Annotated in this window: 17 protein-coding genes; 2 read left to right on the top strand and 15 right to left on the bottom strand. The window is 51.8% G+C overall.

Going from position 1 to position 18,820, the window contains the following annotated elements; translation table 11 throughout:
- Window positions 1–2: 2 nt before the first annotated feature.
- From PEL01S_RS03155 to PEL01S_RS03140, 5 genes are all read right to left on the bottom strand, one after another.
- Window positions 3–476 (bottom strand): (2Fe-2S)-binding protein, encoded by a 474-nt coding sequence (locus tag PEL01S_RS03155; protein WP_127459236.1) that lies wholly within the window; start codon window positions 474–476, stop codon window positions 3–5.
- A 3-nt stretch (window positions 477–479) separates the two neighbouring features.
- Window positions 480–1,313, bottom strand: a complete 834-nt coding sequence (locus PEL01S_RS03150; RefSeq protein WP_127459235.1) for an FAD binding domain-containing protein — start codon at window positions 1,311–1,313, stop codon at window positions 480–482.
- On the bottom strand, window positions 1,300–3,648 hold the full coding sequence (locus tag PEL01S_RS03145) for a xanthine dehydrogenase family protein molybdopterin-binding subunit (protein WP_127459234.1): 2,349 nt from the start codon (window positions 3,646–3,648) through the stop codon (window positions 1,300–1,302). The genes PEL01S_RS03150 and PEL01S_RS03145 overlap by 14 nt, the downstream gene beginning before the upstream one ends.
- Window positions 3,649–3,799: 151 nt before the next feature.
- Window positions 3,800–3,976 (bottom strand): hypothetical protein, encoded by a 177-nt coding sequence (locus PEL01S_RS34335; protein ID WP_010501962.1) that lies wholly within the window; start codon window positions 3,974–3,976, stop codon window positions 3,800–3,802.
- A 115-nt stretch (window positions 3,977–4,091) separates the two neighbouring features.
- A complete protein-coding gene (locus PEL01S_RS03140; protein ID WP_127459233.1) occupies window positions 4,092–7,226 on the bottom strand; it encodes a DUF4855 domain-containing protein in 3,135 nt (1,044 codons plus the stop codon).
- 268 nt (window positions 7,227–7,494) lie between these two features.
- On the opposite strand from PEL01S_RS03140, the gene PEL01S_RS03135 reads away from it, so the two are divergent.
- Complete coding sequence (locus PEL01S_RS03135; RefSeq protein ID WP_108533426.1) at window positions 7,495–7,992, top strand: DinB family protein; 498 nt, start codon at window positions 7,495–7,497, stop codon at window positions 7,990–7,992.
- 117 nt (window positions 7,993–8,109) lie between these two features.
- On the opposite strand, the gene PEL01S_RS03130 is transcribed toward PEL01S_RS03135, so the two are convergent.
- The 3 genes from PEL01S_RS03130 to PEL01S_RS03120 form a co-directional block, all read right to left on the bottom strand.
- On the bottom strand, window positions 8,110–8,964 hold the full coding sequence (locus PEL01S_RS03130) for a CPBP family intramembrane glutamic endopeptidase (protein WP_163767566.1): 855 nt from the start codon (window positions 8,962–8,964) through the stop codon (window positions 8,110–8,112).
- Window positions 8,965–9,126: 162 nt separating this feature from the next.
- The gene (locus PEL01S_RS03125) at window positions 9,127–9,651 is read right to left on the bottom strand and encodes a hypothetical protein (RefSeq protein WP_127459231.1); all 525 of its coding nucleotides are present in this window, start codon (window positions 9,649–9,651) and stop codon (window positions 9,127–9,129) included.
- The gene (locus PEL01S_RS03120; protein WP_127459230.1) at window positions 9,644–10,255 is read right to left on the bottom strand and encodes a TetR/AcrR family transcriptional regulator; all 612 of its coding nucleotides are present in this window, start codon (window positions 10,253–10,255) and stop codon (window positions 9,644–9,646) included. The genes PEL01S_RS03125 and PEL01S_RS03120 overlap by 8 nt, the downstream gene beginning before the upstream one ends.
- Before the next feature lie 260 nt (window positions 10,256–10,515).
- Here PEL01S_RS03120 and PEL01S_RS03115 point away from each other — a divergent pair, with 260 nt between their 5' ends.
- Window positions 10,516–11,685: a multidrug effflux MFS transporter gene (locus tag PEL01S_RS03115; RefSeq protein WP_127459229.1), complete on the top strand. Its 1,170-nt coding sequence runs from the start codon at window positions 10,516–10,518 to the stop codon at window positions 11,683–11,685.
- A 131-nt stretch (window positions 11,686–11,816) separates the two neighbouring features.
- Here the strand turns inward: PEL01S_RS03115 and PEL01S_RS03110 are convergent, their stop codons facing one another.
- The 7 genes from PEL01S_RS03110 to PEL01S_RS03080 all read right to left on the bottom strand — a co-directional run bounded on the left by PEL01S_RS03110 (window position 11,817) and on the right by PEL01S_RS03080 (window position 18,784).
- Window positions 11,817–12,878, bottom strand: coding sequence for a copper amine oxidase N-terminal domain-containing protein (locus PEL01S_RS03110; RefSeq protein WP_163767569.1), 1,062 nt, complete (start codon window positions 12,876–12,878; stop codon window positions 11,817–11,819).
- Window positions 12,879–13,113: 235 nt separating this feature from the next.
- On the bottom strand, window positions 13,114–13,575 hold the full coding sequence (locus PEL01S_RS03105) for a GNAT family N-acetyltransferase (protein WP_127459227.1): 462 nt from the start codon (window positions 13,573–13,575) through the stop codon (window positions 13,114–13,116).
- 100 nt (window positions 13,576–13,675) lie between these two features.
- Complete coding sequence (locus PEL01S_RS03100; protein WP_108533418.1) at window positions 13,676–14,425, bottom strand: class I SAM-dependent methyltransferase; 750 nt, start codon at window positions 14,423–14,425, stop codon at window positions 13,676–13,678.
- Window positions 14,426–14,429: 4 nt separating this feature from the next.
- Window positions 14,430–15,191, bottom strand: a complete 762-nt coding sequence (locus PEL01S_RS03095) for a class I SAM-dependent methyltransferase (RefSeq protein ID WP_127459226.1) — start codon at window positions 15,189–15,191, stop codon at window positions 14,430–14,432.
- A 35-nt stretch (window positions 15,192–15,226) separates the two neighbouring features.
- Entirely contained in the window at window positions 15,227–16,882 is a 1,656-nt protein-coding gene (locus tag PEL01S_RS03090) for a nickel ABC transporter substrate-binding protein (protein WP_127459225.1), read from the bottom strand.
- Window positions 16,879–17,913, bottom strand: a complete 1,035-nt coding sequence (locus tag PEL01S_RS03085) for an oligopeptide/dipeptide ABC transporter ATP-binding protein (RefSeq protein ID WP_127459224.1) — start codon at window positions 17,911–17,913, stop codon at window positions 16,879–16,881. Before PEL01S_RS03085 ends, PEL01S_RS03090 begins: the two co-directional genes overlap by 4 nt.
- Entirely contained in the window at window positions 17,840–18,784 is a 945-nt protein-coding gene (locus PEL01S_RS03080; protein WP_239551058.1) for an ABC transporter ATP-binding protein, read from the bottom strand. The genes PEL01S_RS03085 and PEL01S_RS03080 overlap by 74 nt, the downstream gene beginning before the upstream one ends.
- Window positions 18,785–18,820 lie beyond the last annotated feature (36 nt).

The following is an 18,820-nucleotide window of genomic DNA, read 5'->3' as shown; positions in this document are numbered from 1 at the left end:
CATCATGATTTCTGATTTATAACGTCCTTCACGGCATTGCGAATTTCCTCGTAGGACATACACCTGCATATGTTGGATTCCAGCCATAGCCTGATTGTTTCTTCATCCGCATGCGGTTGCATATTCCGTAAGCCTTCACAGTTCACAATGAAGCCGGAAGTACAGTAACCGCATTGAAATGCCTGATTTCGAACAAAGGCATGCTGTACCGGCGAGTTGGTCAAGCCTTCGATCGTAGTTATTTGCTTTCCGTCAGCTTCCACAGTAAGCATCAAACACGACTTCATGGGAAAGCCGTCGACCAATATCGTACATGTGCCGCAGTCGCCGTTATCGCAGCCGGATTTGCTCCCCGTTAGTCCGAGATGGTCTCGCAGTGTATATAAGAGTATGTCCGCAGCCCTTACCCGGACCGTTCGCCTTTCTCCGTTCACTTCGATTTCGACCCGATACATAGCGGTATCGCGAGACGTCATGCTTCACCTTCTTTCCAAGGCATGTACCGCTTCAGCCATCGTTTGCTTCAGCACAAATTTCCGATAAAGCGCGGAGCCTTCTGCATTTTGTAATAATGGCGCAGGCAATTGGTCAATCGCCTGTTCAATTCTTGCTTCCAACGGTACGGAGGAGGCGTTCAACGCCCGGTCGATTTCAACGGATCGAAACGGGAAGGAGCAGACACCGCTGTAGGCGGTATGAATCCGATGATCTTTCTTGAGCGCAGCTATGGTTACGAGAGGATAGCCGACGTTGCCAATCTGCCGTTTTTTGTAATGAACGAACGGCAATGATAAATAGCTTCGATCTGTGAAGGTCTGCACAAGAAATTCACCATTTTCCAATCTCAATCGCTGTAGGAACACTTGGTGTATGGGAACTTCTCTTACCCCTTGTATTCCTGCGATAACCATACGGCTGTTGGCCAGCAGAAGCGGGAGCACGGCCTCCCGATAATGAATTTTGCCGCAAATGTTTCCGCCGAACGTGATTTTATTGCGGGCTGTTTGGTCAGCGGCTCCCTGTGCCGTTTCACTAAGCAGCGGGAACAGGTTCGCCGCGGATAAAGCCGATAACGTGACACAAGCGCCGACAATCAGCTTATCCTTCCGTATTTCCATGACATTGCACTCCGGAATGGCTTTCAAATCAATAACGGCACCCGGGTGAATGGAATTTGTTCGAGCCCATGTAATGATCTCCGTCCCTCCGCCGTAATATATGGGATGTTTCCCCTGCTTGTGCAGAAGCTGAAACCATTCCACAGCCATCTGAACGGAAGCCGGTTTATAGTATTCAAAGTCAAACGGAATCATGGATCGTCCTCCAGATCATCTCGGGCGTCAGAGGCAGATGATTAAGCTCTACCCCCGCGGCGATCGTCAAGCTATTCGCCAATGCCGCGGGCATACCGATCAAGCCATGCTCGCCGATTCCGCGCAATCCGTAAGGAGCTTCCAAATGAGGTCTCTCGACGAAGTCAATCATGTACTGCGGCTGCTCGCCGTAACGAATCAATTTATAGGTTCGAAATTGTGGATTTACTATGGCGCCCTTGTCGTTAAATAAGAAGGCTTCCCGGCTGGCAAAACTTAAGCCCATGCTCATGCCGCCTTTAATCTGGCTGCGGGCAAATTCCGGATTGATCACCTTGCCGGCATCGATAACCGAGGCCGCCTTCACGATTTTGTACGTGTAATCTTTCGTATTCCATTCCACTTCTATCGCTTGGGCACCCACCGTCCATTCCGGACCGGGATTTCCTTGACCGGTTTCAGGATCCAATGGGGTTAAATGACGCATCGCATAGCTTCCGCGTCCGATGATTTGACCGCCGATCGTATTCCCATTCGGGAAGGTGTAGCCGCTAGCGAGTTTCTCGATTGGTATCCCCATATCGGGGCGGCCTTTCAAGAAAACCTTGCCCCATCCGACTTCCAAGTCTTTCGGCAAGCATTGCAACACGGTAGCAGCTATGTTTTTTAACTGGACAATGGCATCGTCAGCCGCATTCAGGACCGCATTGCCAACTAGAAAGGTGCTGCGGCTCGCCACCGTTTTCCAATGCTGCGGATCGGTTTCGGTGTTTACGTCCGTCGAAATATGGATCATCCGGTCATCCATCCGCAGACGTTCGGCCAGCAGTTGAGTTAGCGCCGTCCTCGTTCCCTGACCGATTTCTACCGCGCCGCAAAGCAGATTTACGCTTCCATCGGGATTAAAGATAATAACGGCTCCCGCTCCGGCGTTTGTTGGCGTATTCGAATTTTTCCAAAAACAGCATACCCCTATCGCCTTAACGAGATGGCCGTCGATTTCACGCAGCGGACGATCGTCCCAATGGATTAACGTTTTTAATTTTGCAATGCACATGGGCAAATCGCCCAGATTGCTTCGATCCAGTAAAGTTTGGGTCGGGGACGTATCCCCTGGCCCTATCGCATTATGAAAGCGAAATTCCAAAGGATCCATACCTACTTGACGCGCCAATAAATCAATCGCTCTTTCGATGGCGAACGTCAGTTCCGGATGGCCGAATCCTCGAAAGGAAGTGGAGTAAGGATGATTGGTATACATGCATAAAGAATCGCAATGAACGTTGTCGATGCGATAAGGCCCCGTGCAATCGACGGCTCCCGCCCGGCTCATGACCACACCCCGATCCGAGTACGCTCCGCCATCATACAGATGCAATATTTCCGCAGCCATTAATTTTCCTTCATGATTACAACCAAGCTTGATTTTGGCATCCAATCCGATATGGACTGGAGAAGAGATCATGTCCACCTCCCTGGAATTAACGATTTTTACAGCTCTTCCACCAACGGCACGGGACGCCAAGAAAGCAAGGAACTCCATTTGAATCGCGGCCTTCCCACCGAAACTGCCTCCGACCATAGGCGTGTGAACGATCACTTTATGAAGTGGAATATGAAACGATTCGCTGATTGCTCTTCGGATGACATAGGGCGATTGGGAAGCGGAATGGATGATCACGGTGCCGTCGGGCCTAATTTCCGCTGTGCTGCATCGCATTTCCATCGCTGCATGATCGGATTGTGGTAAACTGACCTCGACTTCAACGATATGGCGGCTATTCCTCCATCCTTCCTCCATATTCCCCTTCCGTATTTTTGTTAAGTTGGCGATATTCGTTCCCGGCTCCGGGTAGACCTCTTCGTACCGCTTGTATTCCGCAAGACGCTCATGAACGAGCGGAGCATTTTTCTGAAAAGCTTCCCTTGGAGAAAGGACGGTCGGCAATAGCTCATAATCTACTTTGATCCGGAGAGCCGCCATCTCGGCAATATATTCTTGTTCCGCGACAACAAGGGCGACGGGCTCGCCGTAATATCTCACTTTGTCTATTGCGATTGGCGGCCGGTCTGCCAGCGGCGACCCGGTCAACATCGGGTAATATTGTCCTGTTATGACCGCCTTGACGCCCGGAATTTTCATAGCTTCAGACGAATCGATCGATCTGATTTTAGCATGAGCATGCGGACTGACAGTCATTTTGACATGGAGTAGATCGGATATCGCACGATCATTAATATATTTGGTTCTCCCTGTAACTTTCTCCCATGTTTCCTTTCTGGGAATACTTTTCCCAACCGATCGCTGGATCTTGGCCCCCTCCTTTTTCCACATGATCTTGCAACGTTCAAATTCGGCATATCCTATATATATACAGGGCTTGTTGTCCGTATTATTTAATTGATGAACTTCCATTATGGATGGGGTTGCCTTGATGATAAAAAAAGCACGCACCAGGCTTAACCTGATACGTGCTTGGACCCTCTTATCGTTCTTTCAATTCATCCTCGGGTACATCGTATTTATTGATATGCGAGGTGATCGCCTCGACGGCTTCGTTTACATCCGTCGTCGCAGGTACTTCGTTCACCACATCGTCCGTCTGGTCATAAAAGTTCAACCGGTTCGCTTCGGCCGCTTGCTCTTTGTCGCTTTCTGTCATCGTCAAAATACCTCCTTCTTAGCATTCGTTCGCCTTTACTATGCACGAAGTTAATATTTGTTATGCATACTTCTTGCCAACGAGTAAAAGGCATTCCGCAAACTAATCTCTCCACCTAAGGGGTCGGAGTCTGTGTTGTCTTCTTGAAGATGGAAATGGCTTCCTTTAGCTGGGCGGTTGCTTCATCGACATTCGCCTGCGTGAAGCCTTCTTGCTTCAGCTTTCTCATGCTACGGGTCGAAGCTTCGGCCAGATGCCCCTTCTCCTTATGGTATTCGTTACCCGTTTGCTGCAGGAGCATCTTTGCTTCGTCAAGCAGTTGCTGCAGCTCAGTGGTATCCACCCGGCGATCGTTCCCTACCCGAACGCTCGATTCAAGCGTCTGCGGCTTGCCGTTATAGGCGATCGTTGCTTTGATCGTTGCCGTGCCTTCTTTTACTCCTTTAATCCGAATACGGCTTCCGGATTCGCTTATCTTCTCGGCCGCATCGCCGATAACCTCCCATTGATAGGAAGCCTCCTCTTCGGGCACCGCATAGCCATTGCCGAAGCTGCTCGACAGCTTAATCGTTCTTTCCTGTGCCGGGGTGGAAAAGAAGTGATATTGTCCGCGCCAAGCAACCTTGGCCCCCTTCTTCAGTACGGCCGACTTATTAAACACTTGCAGAAAGTACGACTTGCCATACGCTTGCGTAAATGCAACCGGCTGATCATCAGCGAGATATTGCAATTGTCCAAGTCCGTAATGGCGATCGAGCGATACAAGAAGCTGATGCTGGCTTCCATCCTGTACAGCCGAGCAAAGCCAGTACTTGTCTACGTCAGGATGCCGGGATTTCATGCCGGAGTCGCTATACTCGCCTGCTTCGCCTCTTGCGACCTCCGTCTCTCCTGCATAATAACGAATTTCATGATTCCATGCGCCATTGACGGATTGCAAGCCGTAATAGCGATACAAGGTGATGTCTTCCAACGGCTCAATCTCAGTATGGACCTGTACTTTACCGCCCTCAACTTCATACGTAACTGTTTCTTGCAGGATTTCGCGCCCGCTGCCGTCCTGCTCCTTCGTGTTAAAGGCTTGGATCCGATTGACTACCTCGATCTTCACCTTTTTGCCGGAAATGACCTTTCCGTCTTGAGGTTCCTTCCCGTCAACCCACACGTTATATTGGACGGTCCTGCCTGTCGCAGAGCTGTTCTCGCCGCCGTCGTAGTTGTGGTTGCCCCCGGTAAAATCCTGCCCGTTGCCATTGCCATTCTGATTGGCGCCTACAATATACGGGCCGATCCAATCTGACACATCCGGCCACAGCATAACGGAGGAACGGGCCAAGTCAGGACTGGCATCCTTGTTCACATTCGGGCTAAGGCGCCATTCTTTCATCCCATACAGCTTGTTGGCACCGGCATGATCGAATACCATCCACATATCGTTGCCGCTATTGTATTTATGCGTAATCTTGAGGGTGCTGCCTTCCTTCACGACATATTGGGTACTTCCCTGCAGCGGATCGCGAAGAACCGGGTTATCGAATCCCTTATTGGTTTGGAGAGGCGCTTCCGTCCCCTTTAACCGATGAGATGTCCACGGTGCGACCTCGACGGCTACAGATTCCGCTTCCAAAGTCCCAACCTGAGCACGGAGTACAGCTGTACCCGCTTGTACGGCTCGAATCTTGCCTTCCGGCAATACTTCAATGACGCCCGGGTCCGAGCTGGTGAACACAGCCTCCGCCTTCTTCTGCCCTTTATCGTTCCGGTCGATGACTACCGGCGCCCATACCGCGCCGATATCCATCGTCGCCAGCTTGGATGGGAGCGTTATCGCATAATCGGGCACTGTTTTGTCCGGCCCTTCCCCTGCGTTCTGTAGAGCAACGTCACGATAGAGAGTTTGCCGGTCGCGAATGTCAACCTTCACCTCTCGCCCTTGCATTCCCGGCTTCTCTACGACGAATGTATTTTGCGTCGCATATAATCCCTTTATTTCAAATTTTCCGTACACATCTGTCGTTACGACGGTTCCTCCCTGATCGATTAACGTAGCGCCAGCCATACCATTTCCGTCACGATCCACCACACGCCCCGCAAGGTTTCCCGTCGGAGCTGTAAATGTTCCTTTGGCAAACTTGTATATGTCCTTGTACATTTGCTTAGCCGCCGGAAACTCGGAATGGTAAAGATCATACAGAGCGTAAACATCTTGATAATAAGCAACCAGCGCATCGTTCATAAATTGCTTCTTAACCCCTGTAATCAGGTAATTGTAAAAGACTTGACGATACCTTGGAAGGTCAATCATACGCTGATCGAACTCCACTTCTACGCCCGCTTCATTGGCGTAAGCAATATCCGCTGCTTCCTCTACACGAGCCATTGTAGAGCTCTCGTCAGAATAATGGTCCGGCTGAATCGCCGAAAAATCAAATCCGAGCCGTTGGCCATTGCCCTTCTCCCTTGCCCCGAACCACGGGGTCCAGCCCAGACGCATGCCTCGCTCCCGCAAATATTCCGCAGCATACTTTACACTTTCCTGCTCGCCGACTACAGCCGTATCCAAGTCTTTCTGAAGCCAGTAGAACCCTCCCAGCTTCAAATGCTTATATTTCTGCTGCTCGAAGCGTGCCGCCATCGTATCAACATACCAGCGGATCAATGCTTTTCGCGTATCCAGACTTTCCAGATTTTTAACGGTCCCGTCTCCATTGAAATCGCCGAAATCTTTGCTTTGCGGATCGGGGAACGGCAAGGTGAAATACACATTGACCCTCTTGCCCGGATCTTTCAAATCCCCGCTTACCTGCTCCACCGCAGCCTCAAGACCATCCAGCTGTATGCCCTTCTCAAATACCCGATCCATCGCCCATTTCCAATCCTGCAGAGTACCGGGCCTGCTGCCGGCTGCCCAATCGTAATAACGTCCCAAGCTCCCTTTGTATGGAGAATAGGCACTGACCATCAGAAAGGTGTCAAAAAAATAATCTTCCGCAACGCCTTTGTCGTTCAGATAACCTACATAGGGCAGGAACCGTTCCTTGTCATATTCCCCGACCTTCATGCCATTATAATCGTCCGGGTTATAGTAGCCTGTGTGGATGAGCGCAATGTTCGAAGCGCCGTTGGATTTTTCACTGTTCTTAGGTAAATAAGCCGCCAGACTGACTGACGGAAAAAAGTTCATCACGATGACGGAAACAAGCATGAGTAGAGCTATCAGCAAACAATTCCTTTTCTTCAAGTTCATCATCTACGAGTTCACTCTCCTTTAGATTAAGCGAAGCGCTTTCAAAAAAATCTCTACTTTCTTTATCATCTCCTTCTCCTAAAATATATAGACAGAATGGAAGATATATCCTTCATTATCATATCAAATTGGTGGATTAATTCAATCGCTTACTTTCCCATTTCCAGCACGACGAAGGTCCCAACTCTTTCGCAACCGAACGACTGGGAAAAGACTTTCCACTCGACCGGGTTTATAGTATGCTATCCAAATAAGGGAGGAGAGGAATTTTATGGTGAAACAACTGATCGTCGGAGACGCCATGCATGAGCTAGCCACTACGCGCCGCATCCTGGAGCGCTTGCCCGATGAGCATATGACGTGGAAGCCGCACGTGAAATCGATGACGTTGGGCGGACTGTCCACGCACCTGATCAACCTGCTGAACTGGCAAGTTGCGATTTTTCTTTACCCGGAATTCGATCTTGCGACCGTGCCGCATCGGCGGGAAGCTTTGGAAAGACGCGAAGACGTGCTGGAGGAATTCGACACGAACGTCGTCAAGCTTGAAAAGCTGTTAGCTGAATGCGACGAGGAAACGCTCGGCGAGGAATGGATCTTGCGGAACGGCGACCATATTATCCTGCGCCAACCGCGGGCGATCGCGCTTCGCACCTTCGGATTAAGCCACATGGTCCACCACCGGGCCCAGCTCGGGGTTTATTTACGGCTTCTCGATATTCCGGTGCCAGGTCTCTACGGTCCCTCGGCCGACGAGGAAGGCAAATGAACTAAGACGCGCCAAAAAGTCGCAGGGCATCGGCATGACCGCCGTACTCTGCGACTGTTTTTTCGGGACGAACGCTTCTTTTGTCGCCGGGCATAGCACAAATGACTTGCTTTTCCGCTAAGCGGCACGCCGCTGCCGTCTTCTATGCCACGCATACAACACCATAAAACCGAGAACACTCATTCCCGTATCCAGCAGCCCCGCTTCCGGTCCGAAGTCTCCACCGGTCAGCCAGCCTACATGCGTTTGAAACGAAGCCTCGAATACCCCTTTCACATCGTTCCCGCTGACGGCCAGTCCATAAAGGCTGCCCTGTGCATAGTTCCAAGCAAAATGATAGCCGATCGGCATCCATAAGTTCCCCGTTATCGCGAACATGTAAGAAAACAACAGTCCAGTCAGAAAAAGATTGAAAACCGCCAAGGCCGATATGTCGTTATTTCCAAGGTGAATCAAAGCGAACAAAATCGCCGACAGTATGTAGGCAAAGGGCAGCCGGTATTTTAAAGCCTCCATCGTTTTCATAATGTATCCCCGGAAAAACATTTCCTCCGAGAAGCCGACCCATATAAACATCATGAGGCTCCAGAGCAGACCGGACGCACTCCAGGATGGGTTGATCCGAAGCGTAACCGCACCGGCGGCCGCCAGAATGCCCGCTATCATCGACATGAAACCAAGGCCCAGTACAATCCCGGCACCGAACTCACGAACTCCCGCCAACGTCAAGCGCATGCCCAGGTCCCGCAAGCTTCGTTTTTTCAGGAGCATCCAGATGAGAAGCGTGGCTGCAATTCCCCCCAACGGGGTAATCAGCTCCGGTCGAACAGAAGAAACGAGTGACTTGCCGCCCCATTTGACCGACAGTATGAGTCCAATCGCGAATTGCAAACCCACGAACAAGAGCAAGGATAAGAACAAATCCCATCCGAGCCTCATTTGGCCTGCGTTGTTTTTAAAAAGCTTCAGCAACTTGCCATCCCTCCGCAGCATGAACTTATCGACACTAACCTATTAAATTTCCTACGTTCATGCTAAAAAAGCAAGTGCTTGGAAGGACTTACAGAAAAATTTAAGAACTTGTTCCCCGCGTTGCCTCGTAAAGGAACACGCTGATTTAGGGTCAAGAAGAAGTTACCGTCCGACCTTTTTCAATCGTGCGTGAATAAAATTTTTAATTTCCGGATGATTCCTGTACAAGGTCAAGCTGTATAGGATGGACGATGCGGTGATGGTAGACCAGATCAACCAGTCTGCCGAAATCCGAGCGATTTCATTCGTAAACTGTTCTTGACCTGCATCGAAGGATGACACTATGGCGGAAAAATTAAACAATAACAAGATGATCCCTCTTCCAGCAAGCATCGCGATCCAGCCGATAATATAGGGGTACCCTCCGACCGTACATAATTGGTTATCGCGATAAAATACTTTCGTTTTCTTGGCTTGCCAATACCCGACGACCGCGCCTAAAGCCAGTAAACTGATCAATTCGGCTATAATAAGGCCGTCTAATTTATCGGGCAGACCGGTATAAGTTCGGATAATCGCCATGATCGGCAGTCCGAGGAGATCGAATCCATCGGCCTTTTTGGGGATGAGCTGCCGAATGATCAGCACAATGACGACGACAAGAATAATGAGTGCAAATTTATCCACCCGCTTGATCCCCTCTTTTTCTCGTTAAGTAATAGTCGATGAGCTGATCCACTTTTTGTTCCGGGTATTGTTCCGGGCTTTGAAGCACATGAATAATTATCCCTTCGATAAAGCAATAAACGATCTCCGCTTCCAACTCCCGATCACAGTCCGGTTGAAGGTAACCGAGCTCCCCCATCAGATCGACAATCATCCCCATGATATACCTTGTATAATGGTTCATCTGCTGCTGCAGTTCAAGTAGCTCCGGATTGCTGAAGGACTGGCCGAGAAACGCAACCCACACCCTTCGCTCCGACAGCTCCTCCGGATTGACAGGAACAAGAAATTTCATCAGCCTTCTGATCGCTTCTTCATCCGTCCCCTGAAAAGCTTTCGTCCGAGTCATGGCTCTCTCGTGCACCCGGTCCAACACCAGCTTCATGGAGTAATAAATTAATAGATCCTTCGACGAAAAATGATGCTGGATCATTCCGGCCGAAATGCTTGCTTCATCTGCGATTTGTTGGATCGATGCTTTATCCAATCCATGCTTTAAGATCACACGCCAAGTAGCAGATGCGATCTGGTTTTTCCTTTCCGTAAGATCGATTTTTTTGGGCATGACAAAATGCTCCTCTCTTTTTTTACAATATGATTATATTGTTTTATTCCGTTTTTTACAATACGATCATATTGTAAAAATGCACCCCTGGTGTCGACAGTCTCCCGAAATCCTGCTAGAATGCACTATAGATCTCCCCCTATAAAAAAATTAAGGTGAAAAATCATGCTATCCTTTTCCAGATTGAGCAAATGCAAACCCCCGATCCCGTAATTTCTTTGCCGGCTTATTGAGATTTTTGAATTATAGGGGGATTGGCTGTGCAAAGAAAAATCTCAACACCATCATTATGGCTGTTCATTATCCTTGTGGGTTTTCCGCAAATTAGCGAAACAATCTATACACCATCATTACCGGATATCGCAAATCGCCTGCATACAACCGGCAATGCGATTCAACTGACGCTTAGCATGTATTTCCTCGGTTTCGCCGTTGGCGTTTTTTGCTGGGGAAGGCTTTCGGATTCCATCGGGCGGCGTCCCGCCATGCTTTGGGGAATCTTGGTTTATGCCTTGGGCTGCTTGGGATGTTATTTGTCCGGTTCGGTCGAATGGCTGCTTGTCAGCCGGTTCATTCAAGCTTTCGGCGCTAGCACCGGTTCGGTCGTGACGCAAACCATGCTTCGTGAGAGTATCGACGGAGCCAAGCGCCATGCCGTGTTTGCCCAGATCTCTGCGGCACTTGCCTTTACACCGGCCATCGGGCCGTTCATTGGCGGATGGGTCGATCAAGCGTTCGGTTTTAGAGCCGTGTTCCTCACTCTAGTGGTGATGAGCGCCGCCATTTTTACGTACACCTTGGTTTCTCTGCCTGAGACAAGAGTGTCCACGAGCTCCGGGGTCCATACGTTTTCTGTAGCCAAGCGCTTGGTTTCCGACAGAAGAGTATGGGCATTCGGTTTTCTCATCGGAGCGACCAACGGCATCTTGTTTAGTTACTATGCCGAGGCTCCGTTCATTTTTATGGATGTTTTTCACATGAGTCCGGGCGTGTTCGGTTTTTTGGGAATTTTTGTGGCGTTGTCCTCCATCCTTGGTGCGATGCTGTCGAAGAAACTGCTGACCCGGGTCCCGGCCGAAAAAATTATTTTTCTCGGTTCCCTCGTCACGATAGCGGGAGCCGTAGGTCTCGCCGTTCTTGCGCTTTATGGCATAAGCCCTTCCGTCATCGGATTAGCGCTCATGGTAACTTCGATCTTTATCCTCCTACTGGGGATTGGTATGGCAATCCCTAACTGCCTGAGTCTGGCGCTCGTCAATTATGGCGATGTCCTTGGCACCGCAGGCGCCATTTTCGGATTAGGTTATTACGTGGTGATCAGTCTCATTACCAGCGGGATGAGCTATCTTCACAACGGTTCGTTAGCCACTATGCCGATGTATTTTCTCGTATTGGCGATTAGTATGGCCCTTGTGAGCAAAAAGCTGTAAACATCGGGAAGCCGGTTCTCTCTTAGCAGAGAATCGGCTTCTCTGCATGTAAGGCCCTAGAGGGCAAAAAAAAAGCAGCCCTTTAACATGAAATCGTTAAGGACTGCCCCTTTTTGCGATGATGCCGTAATTTAGTTTTCTACAACGATTTTGACGGCTTGGCCGATTGGCGGCAAGCTCTTGGTCAAGATCGGACCATAGAAGCCATACACTTTATCGCCTTTTTTAAGCTGGTTGGCGGCAACCGGTTGATTATCCTTCGTACCGATCACAGGTGTATCCCCTGCCACATTCAGGATTACCGTGTCATGCGATCCGTCGCTAAGCTTATTCCCCTTGATCGTAAGACGCGTTCTCCCCTCTGCCGACGAAGTAATCTCCTCGATCTCGCCTGCCGTACCTAACGTTTGTTGGGCTGCAGGACTCTGTTTCACGATAATCTTTTTCGCATGGGTCATCGGCGGCATACTCATGGCCATAACTGGACTGTGCTCCGCTTCGATGGACATACCGAGCTGCAGATCGGCAAGCGTCAGCTTCTGGTTCGTGTCGGATACGATCTCCGTTTCGTCGGAAATGTTCAGTCGGACGCCGTGTCCATAGCCGTTAAGGCCGATCTCTCCGCCTTTATCGCGGTAGGTAATGCTGGTAACCGTTCCTTGCTTGGTTGTGTTCGCCGCCTGTTCACCGCTTTCTTGCTTCTTGGAATCGATATGGATCGTTCCCGTTGCGTCCGTCTTCACTTGAAGCTTCATCACCTTTTCAAAATAGGACAGCGGAACATACGTTTTCTCATTCGTTAACTCCGGCGCCACCTCAAGTGGAACGAGCATTTTGGCAAAGCCGTATTGGTCTTGTCCGATCTGAAGGGTTAGCCATTGGTTGCCTTGAATCATCTCCAGCGACTGCGAATCCGGCTTCCAGGTCAGCTTATAACCCAACGCTTCGGCGGCAGCGCGGATCGGTATCATCATTTCATTTTTAGCGCCTACATAGATCGGGTTCTCTTCCGGAGAGAATCCTTTTCCATTGATCACGAGAACAAATTTTAGACCGCCGTAGGAATCCTGCGGAGTAGGAGCGGAAATCGGCAGCGGTTTTACCGTTGCAGGCTCGCTTGGAGCGGCGGACACAACGTTGGTTGCCAGCAGTGCGCCGGCCAGGACAACTCCGAGTACTTTGAATGGTTTCATGATGTCATATACCTCCTGTAATAACCTTATGTAAGATAACAACCCATGGAGCCAGCGCTCCATATTTTGTCGTTTACAATCTCCTTGACGTGCCATCCGGGTCAAATGTTGCATGACAGGTGCTCCAAGCCAAAAAAACCTGCTCTCGAAGTGAAGAGCAAGCGTTCGTGCATCATTTTGGAATAATCAGCTTTTCGGCATTCTTATTGCTGCGGATCGTGGAGTTCGCCGTCGGTCAAAGAAGCCTTTTCTCCATACATATACTGCTGGGGCAATTCACGTACTCTCCAAAAGGCTCGATATCGATAAATCCGAATTTCTTGTACAGCGCTATCGATTCGGGCTGCATAGGCCCGGTTTCGAGGAGCAAGGATGTAAATCCCGCCCGCGCTGTTTCCTTCTCCAAAAATGACAAGATACTTGACGCAATCCCTTTATTTCTGAAGTAAGGATCCACGAAAATCCGTTTCAATTCGGCGGCCTGCGCATCTAGCGGGCGATAAGCTCCACAGCCGGCGGCGGCACCGTCCCAATAGGCAAGAACGAACACCACCTCATTAACCTTGGCCCCTTCCAAATCGACGCCAAACACTTCGTCGGCAGGGTACAACGAATATAAGTAATCATCGAGCTTGGCAATCAATGCGAGCAAATGCTCATTGCTCGGCTCTACGACTTGTATAGTTAGCATTTCCATCCTCTGCTCCCCCGGTATGCAATCTAGTTCCGATTATACAGAAACTCTGCCAACTAAAAAAGGCTGTCGCAAAATTGCCTCGACAGCCTGAGTCTACTAGTTACTTCTGCCCGCACACCATAAACATCGGCGTTGACCGGCTTAATACTTGCTGCTTCTCATCCAACACCCGCTCCGACAAATTTTCCACGCTGAACGCCTCGCTGTAGCCTGCGGCTTTCAGCGCCTGCAGATCCCATGCCGGACGCCATTCCTTCGTTAACGGCAGCAGCAGGCTGAGTCGGTCGGATTCCTCCCAATCGACATGTCTGGGCGGACTGCCCCAGCCTCTCGCTTCATATTCGTGCAGATCCGCCTCCCGCTTCGCCCGCATTTCGTCATCAACCAAATGACGGTTCCAGTTAGCATCGAATACGAGCAGCCGTCCGCCTGGACGCAGCACCTTCAGCCACTCCCCGTAAGCAGCCTGAGGCGCATGAAGCGTCCATGTCAGGTTGCGGCACACGATCAAGTCCAAGCTATCGGGCGCAAGCTCCAGCTTGTGCGAGTCCATTTTGCGGAACTGCGGCTTCACCCCTGCCTGCTCGGCATTGCGGCGCGCGCATGTCAGCATATTTTCCGTGCAGTCGATGCCCAGGACATGATGGCCGGCCTGCGACAAAATAACCGTGAAAAAACCGGGCCCGCAGCCGATATCCAGCACATCGAGACGCTCCTTTCGGGGAGCGAATTCCAGAATCAAATCTAGCCAAGCCTGCTTTTCAAAACCGTTCAGCTCCTTTTGGATGCTGTCGCTGTAAAGCTCCGCTTCGCCGTTCCAATACGTTTCGACTTCATTTTGAATCGTCATCTCGTTACTCCTTCTTTGCTATGATCATAAAACGTCTGTCGCTTTGATAGCCGTATTTCAAATGCTGCATTGTCATCTTGTAGCCGGACGTAAAATTGTGGCGAATTTCCTGAATGCGAAACCCGGCTCGCTGCAAAGCCTCTTGGTCGGCCTCCGGGCGCAAGACCTGAACAAACGGCAGCTTGCCGAGCAGCTCCTTATCCTGATCGGACCGACTTCTCACTCTCAGCTCCGTAAGGAGGATGAGCGTCCATCCGAGGGCGTACCACAGCTTGTTGAAGAGCGCCGGTCTCTTCGGCTCCTTCCGATATAAATAATTGCCGTCGAATACGATCAACGTGCCTCCCGGCTTTAAGATACGGTACCACTCCGCATAGGCTCGGTACGGATCGGGCAGCGTCCAGACGACATCGCGGCATACGACCGCGTCGAAGGAGTTGTCCTTTTCGGCATGGAGATGGGCTGCGTCGCCCAAGTAGGCTTTCACGTCTGCACCGGCCGCCCTGAAATTGCGCGCTGCCGTTTCGATCATCCCCTGAGAGGCGTCGACAGCCGTAACGCGGTGGCCCATTCTGGACAACAGGATCGAAAAAAATCCCGGTCCGGTCCCCATATCCAGGACGGCTTGCCCCTTCCGTCCGCCCAACCCTTCATTTAACAGCGATGTCCACATCGATACGGTCCGTCGGCTGCGGAACTGCGCCTTGACTGCCTTGTCGTAGCTGCCGGAGCCGGACGTCCAGTAGTTGGAAATGTCTTTCAACATAGCGTCTCTCCTTGAAGTTTTTCGATATTATGTCGTTACTTGACATCCAGCTCATTCCAGACGACCGGCAGGTAAGCAGTCTGTCCAAGTTTAAAGCCTTTGACCCTGCTATTGACAACAAAAATCTCATCCGGGTAATAAACCGGCAGAACCATCGCCTGCTCGAACATCCGGCCGAACAGCGCGTCGTACTTGTCTTGTCTTGTTTTGGCATCCATTGCTCCCATCGCTTCGTCGATCAAAGCCTCCAATTGCGGATCTGACCAAGCGACAGCAGGAGCATTGGCCGAACGATGGAACAAGGACAGCAGGAAAAAGTGGGGGTTCTGGGAATCCGCATAGGTGCGGTAAATGAGCATATCGTACTGTTTGTTCTTCCACAGCGCATCGTAATAGGCATTCGCTTCCAGCACCTTCAGGTTGACGCCGATGCCGATTTCCTTAAGCTGGGACTGGACAAATTCGGCGATCGATTTCCATTCCGGGAACTCGGCTTGCTGCAGCACAAAATTCAATTCGAGCGGCTTGCCGTTTTTCTCGACGATGCCATCGCTGTTCGTATCCGCAAAGCCCGCTTCCTTAAGCAGTTGCTTCGCCTGCTCAGGCTCATAGCCGTACCATCGGATATTGTCTGCGGTCACATAAGGCACCGTAGCCGGGAACAAGCCTTGCGCTTCCTTGCCCATACCGCCCATCAGCTTGTCGACAATGCTTTTTTTATTGACAGCCAGATTGATCGCCTTGCGGACGTTCACATCCTGCAAGTACGGGTTGGAGCCGTTAAAGACGACAAAATGCGAATTCGTACCGGGAGCGGATTGCACGGTTAACGAATCGGATTTCTGTGCAACCTGAATGCTCTCCGGCGCAATTTTGCCCATCTGCCCGCCGGAAATGTCGACCGAGCCGTTTTGCAGCGCCAGCAGGCGGGATTGCGGATCGTTGACGACCTTCAGCACGATTTTGCTCAGCAGCGGCGCTTTCCCCCAGTAGTTGGGATTTCGCACCAGCACGGCCTGCTGGTCCTTCGTATAGCTTTCGACCTTCCACGCGCCGGTGCCGATGGGCTTAACGAACTTGCCTTTGACATCGCCCGCCGGCTCAACGGCCGAAGGAGAAAGAATGCGCACCGGTCTGGCATACGTCAGCTCGGTCAGAAACGGATAAAACGGCTGGCTAAATGTCATCTTGACCGTGTGCGTGTCAACGGGCGTAATTTCCTGCAGCGCCTTCGCCACATTGATGGACGAATTGGACGGGTCCTTGTACCAACGCTCGAACGAAAACTTGACCGCCGCCGCGTTAAATTCGGTGCCATCGGAAAATTTCACGTCTTTGCGCAGCTTGAACGTATATTCCTTGCCGTCAGGGGAGATGGTCCAAGATTCGGCTAACGAAGGCAAAATTTCCCCTTTCTCGCCGTATTCGACCAAGGAATCGTAAATCATCGGATGCAGCTGAATCGAGCCTTTGTAAGTCCCGGCATCGAGCTGGTCGATCCCCGGATCGGAAGCGATGGCGACGGTCACCTGCTTTGCCCCGGCGCTTCCGGTTCCGTCAGCCGTACGGCTTGCACCGCCTGTGTCTCTGGCCGCACAGCCGGTAACGAACACGAGCAGAGCACTTAATAAGATGAAGACGGTTTTTACTGCAAAAAATCGTTTGTTGCGGCTTGCGCGGTTCTGTTTCATCTTGGTTGCCCCTGTTCTTTAACGATTTGAAATGTTTGGCTGGCCTTCCCTCCGGCTTCATTCGCATAGAGGTGGCAGGCAGCCTGGTGAGACGGCCGCTTCGTTTCGAGTACGGGCTCGACCGTAAAGCAGACCGGCATTGCGGCAGGACAACGGCTGCAAAACCGGCAGCCCTGCGTAACTCTCTCTCCCTGCGACAGAGCCGGTTCTCCGAACGGCCTCCCTGTCCTGCTCCGCCTGAGCCTCGGATCTTGCACCGGAACCGCATCCAGCAGCGAACGGGTATACGGATGAATCGCCTCTTCGGCGATGCGGGCCGCTGGCAGCGTCTCCACGATTTGCCCCTTATACATCACGGCTATCCGATCGCAAAAGCGGGATACGGACGATAAATCGTGAGTAATGTACAGATACGACAGGCCGAAGCGGATCTTCAGCTCTTCAAGGAGCGTCAGGATTTGCCGGCGAAGCTTGAAATCGAGGCTCGAAAACGGCTCGTCGCAGATCAGCAGCTCCGGTTGAAGGACGAGCGCCCGCGCGATGTTTACCCGCTGAAGCTGCCCGCCGCTTAATTCGTGAGGATACCGCTCCGCATAGGCCGACTCCAATCCGACCATGTCCAAACTTTCCAGTATGACGCGTCTGCGTTCCAGCGCTGCCATGCCTCCGTAACTGCTGAGCGGCTCGCCGACAATTCGTTCCACCGTAAACAACGGATCAAACGAGGAATAGCTGTTCTGGAACACCATCTGCACCCTGCTGCGGATCGTCCGCAGCCGTTTGAATCCCCACCGGGTCACCTCTTCCCCGCCGAACAGCAGGCGGCCTTCGGTCGCCGTTTCGAGCCCGAGCAGCAGACGGGCAAGCGTGCTCTTCCCGCTGCCGCTTTCGCCGACGAGTCCGAGCGTCTCCCCCTTGTCCACATGCAGACTGACCCGGTCCACGACTGGCATAGCATCATTTGCGGACGGAAACCATCGCCCCTCCCGTTGATATACCTTCGTCAGTCCTTCCGTCTCGATCAGTCTCACAACGGTCCTGCCCCCCTTTCCAAGCTCCCCCCGTTTGCCTGCTTTCAAGCAATTCTCTGGTGTAGGCATGCCGCGGATGGGCAAATATTTCGAACACATGGCCCGATTCGACGATCCGCCCGCCTTTCATGACATAGACCTCGTCGGCGATTTCGGCCACGACGCCCAAGTCGTGGGTAATAAGCAAGATCCCCATGCCGGTCTCCCTCCTAAGCTGGTCAAGCTCCTGCAAAATTTGCGCCTGAACCGTGACATCGAGCGCGGTCGTCGGCTCGTCGGCGATTAGCAGCTTGGCTCCAGAGGCCAGGGCGATAGCGATCATCACGCGCTGGCACATGCCCCCGGACAGTTGAAAAGGAAACTTCCGCAGCAGCGTCTCCGGCTTCGGCAGCCCAGCCCGGCGCAGTTGGCCGACGGCCAGCTTCTTGGCCTCAGCCCCTTGCACTTTCCGGTGCCGCCGGATGGTTTCGGTCAGCTGTGTGCCGATCGTCAGAACCGGATTCAGCGCATTCGCCGGGTCCTGAAAAATCATCGCCACCGTGCTGCCTCGGTACCGGCGCAGCTCTCTTGCGGACAACCGGCGAAGGTCCGTTCCGTCCAGCCAAATTTCCCCCTCTGCGGTATGCCGGCGAGGATCGAGCAGGCCGGGCACGGCTTGGGCCAGCGTGCTTTTGCCGCTGCCGCTTTCCCCGACGAGCGCGACGATTCGCCCTTCCTTCACCTCCAGACTAACTTCGTCCACGGCACGCACAACTGGAGCATGAAACGATATGCTCAGCCGATGGATACGCAGGATCGCCGGGATTTCTGCCGCTTCCTGCGCATGGCTCCGTTTGACTCGCGCTTCTATCTCTTGCATCGTTACCGACATCGCGATCCCCCTTGCTCAGGACATGTATTGTTGCCT

The sequence above is a fragment of the Paenibacillus elgii NBRC 100335 genome (genome assembly GCF_004000865.1).
In the GTDB taxonomy this organism is placed as follows: domain Bacteria; phylum Bacillota; class Bacilli; order Paenibacillales; family NBRC-103111; genus Paenibacillus_G; species Paenibacillus_G elgii.
Note: the sequence above shows the minus strand (reverse complement) of the source record. Positions and strands in the feature narration are given on the sequence as shown.

Excerpts from the sequence above, each read along its gene's own strand:
- PEL01S_RS03110 (WP_163767569.1), bottom strand. The coding sequence starts at position 12,878 with ATGAAACCATTCAAAGTACTCGGAGTTGTCCTGGCCGGCGCACTGCTG.
- PEL01S_RS03095 (WP_127459226.1), bottom strand. The coding sequence starts at position 15,191 with ATGTTGAAAGACATTTCCAACTACTGGACGTCCGGCTCCGGCAGCTAC.
- PEL01S_RS03100 (WP_108533418.1), bottom strand. The coding sequence starts at position 14,425 with ATGACGATTCAAAATGAAGTCGAAACGTATTGGAACGGCGAAGCGGAG.
- PEL01S_RS03150 (WP_127459235.1), bottom strand. The coding sequence starts at position 1,313 with ATGATTCCGTTTGACTTTGAATACTATAAACCGGCTTCCGTTCAGATG.
- PEL01S_RS03145 (WP_127459234.1), bottom strand. The coding sequence starts at position 3,648 with ATGTGGAAAAAGGAGGGGGCCAAGATCCAGCGATCGGTTGGGAAAAGT.
- PEL01S_RS03105 (WP_127459227.1), bottom strand. The coding sequence starts at position 13,575 with ATGGAAATGCTAACTATACAAGTCGTAGAGCCGAGCAATGAGCATTTG.
- PEL01S_RS34335 (WP_010501962.1), bottom strand. The coding sequence starts at position 3,976 with ATGACAGAAAGCGACAAAGAGCAAGCGGCCGAAGCGAACCGGTTGAAC.
- PEL01S_RS03140 (WP_127459233.1), bottom strand. The coding sequence starts at position 7,226 with ATGATGAACTTGAAGAAAAGGAATTGTTTGCTGATAGCTCTACTCATG.
- PEL01S_RS03120 (WP_127459230.1), bottom strand. The coding sequence starts at position 10,255 with ATGCCCAAAAAAATCGATCTTACGGAAAGGAAAAACCAGATCGCATCT.
- PEL01S_RS03090 (WP_127459225.1), bottom strand. The coding sequence starts at position 16,882 with ATGAAACAGAACCGCGCAAGCCGCAACAAACGATTTTTTGCAGTAAAA.
- PEL01S_RS03080 (WP_239551058.1), bottom strand. The coding sequence starts at position 18,784 with ATGTCGGTAACGATGCAAGAGATAGAAGCGCGAGTCAAACGGAGCCAT.
- PEL01S_RS03135 (WP_108533426.1), top strand. The coding sequence starts at position 7,495 with ATGGTGAAACAACTGATCGTCGGAGACGCCATGCATGAGCTAGCCACT.
- PEL01S_RS03155 (WP_127459236.1), bottom strand. The coding sequence starts at position 476 with ATGACGTCTCGCGATACCGCTATGTATCGGGTCGAAATCGAAGTGAAC.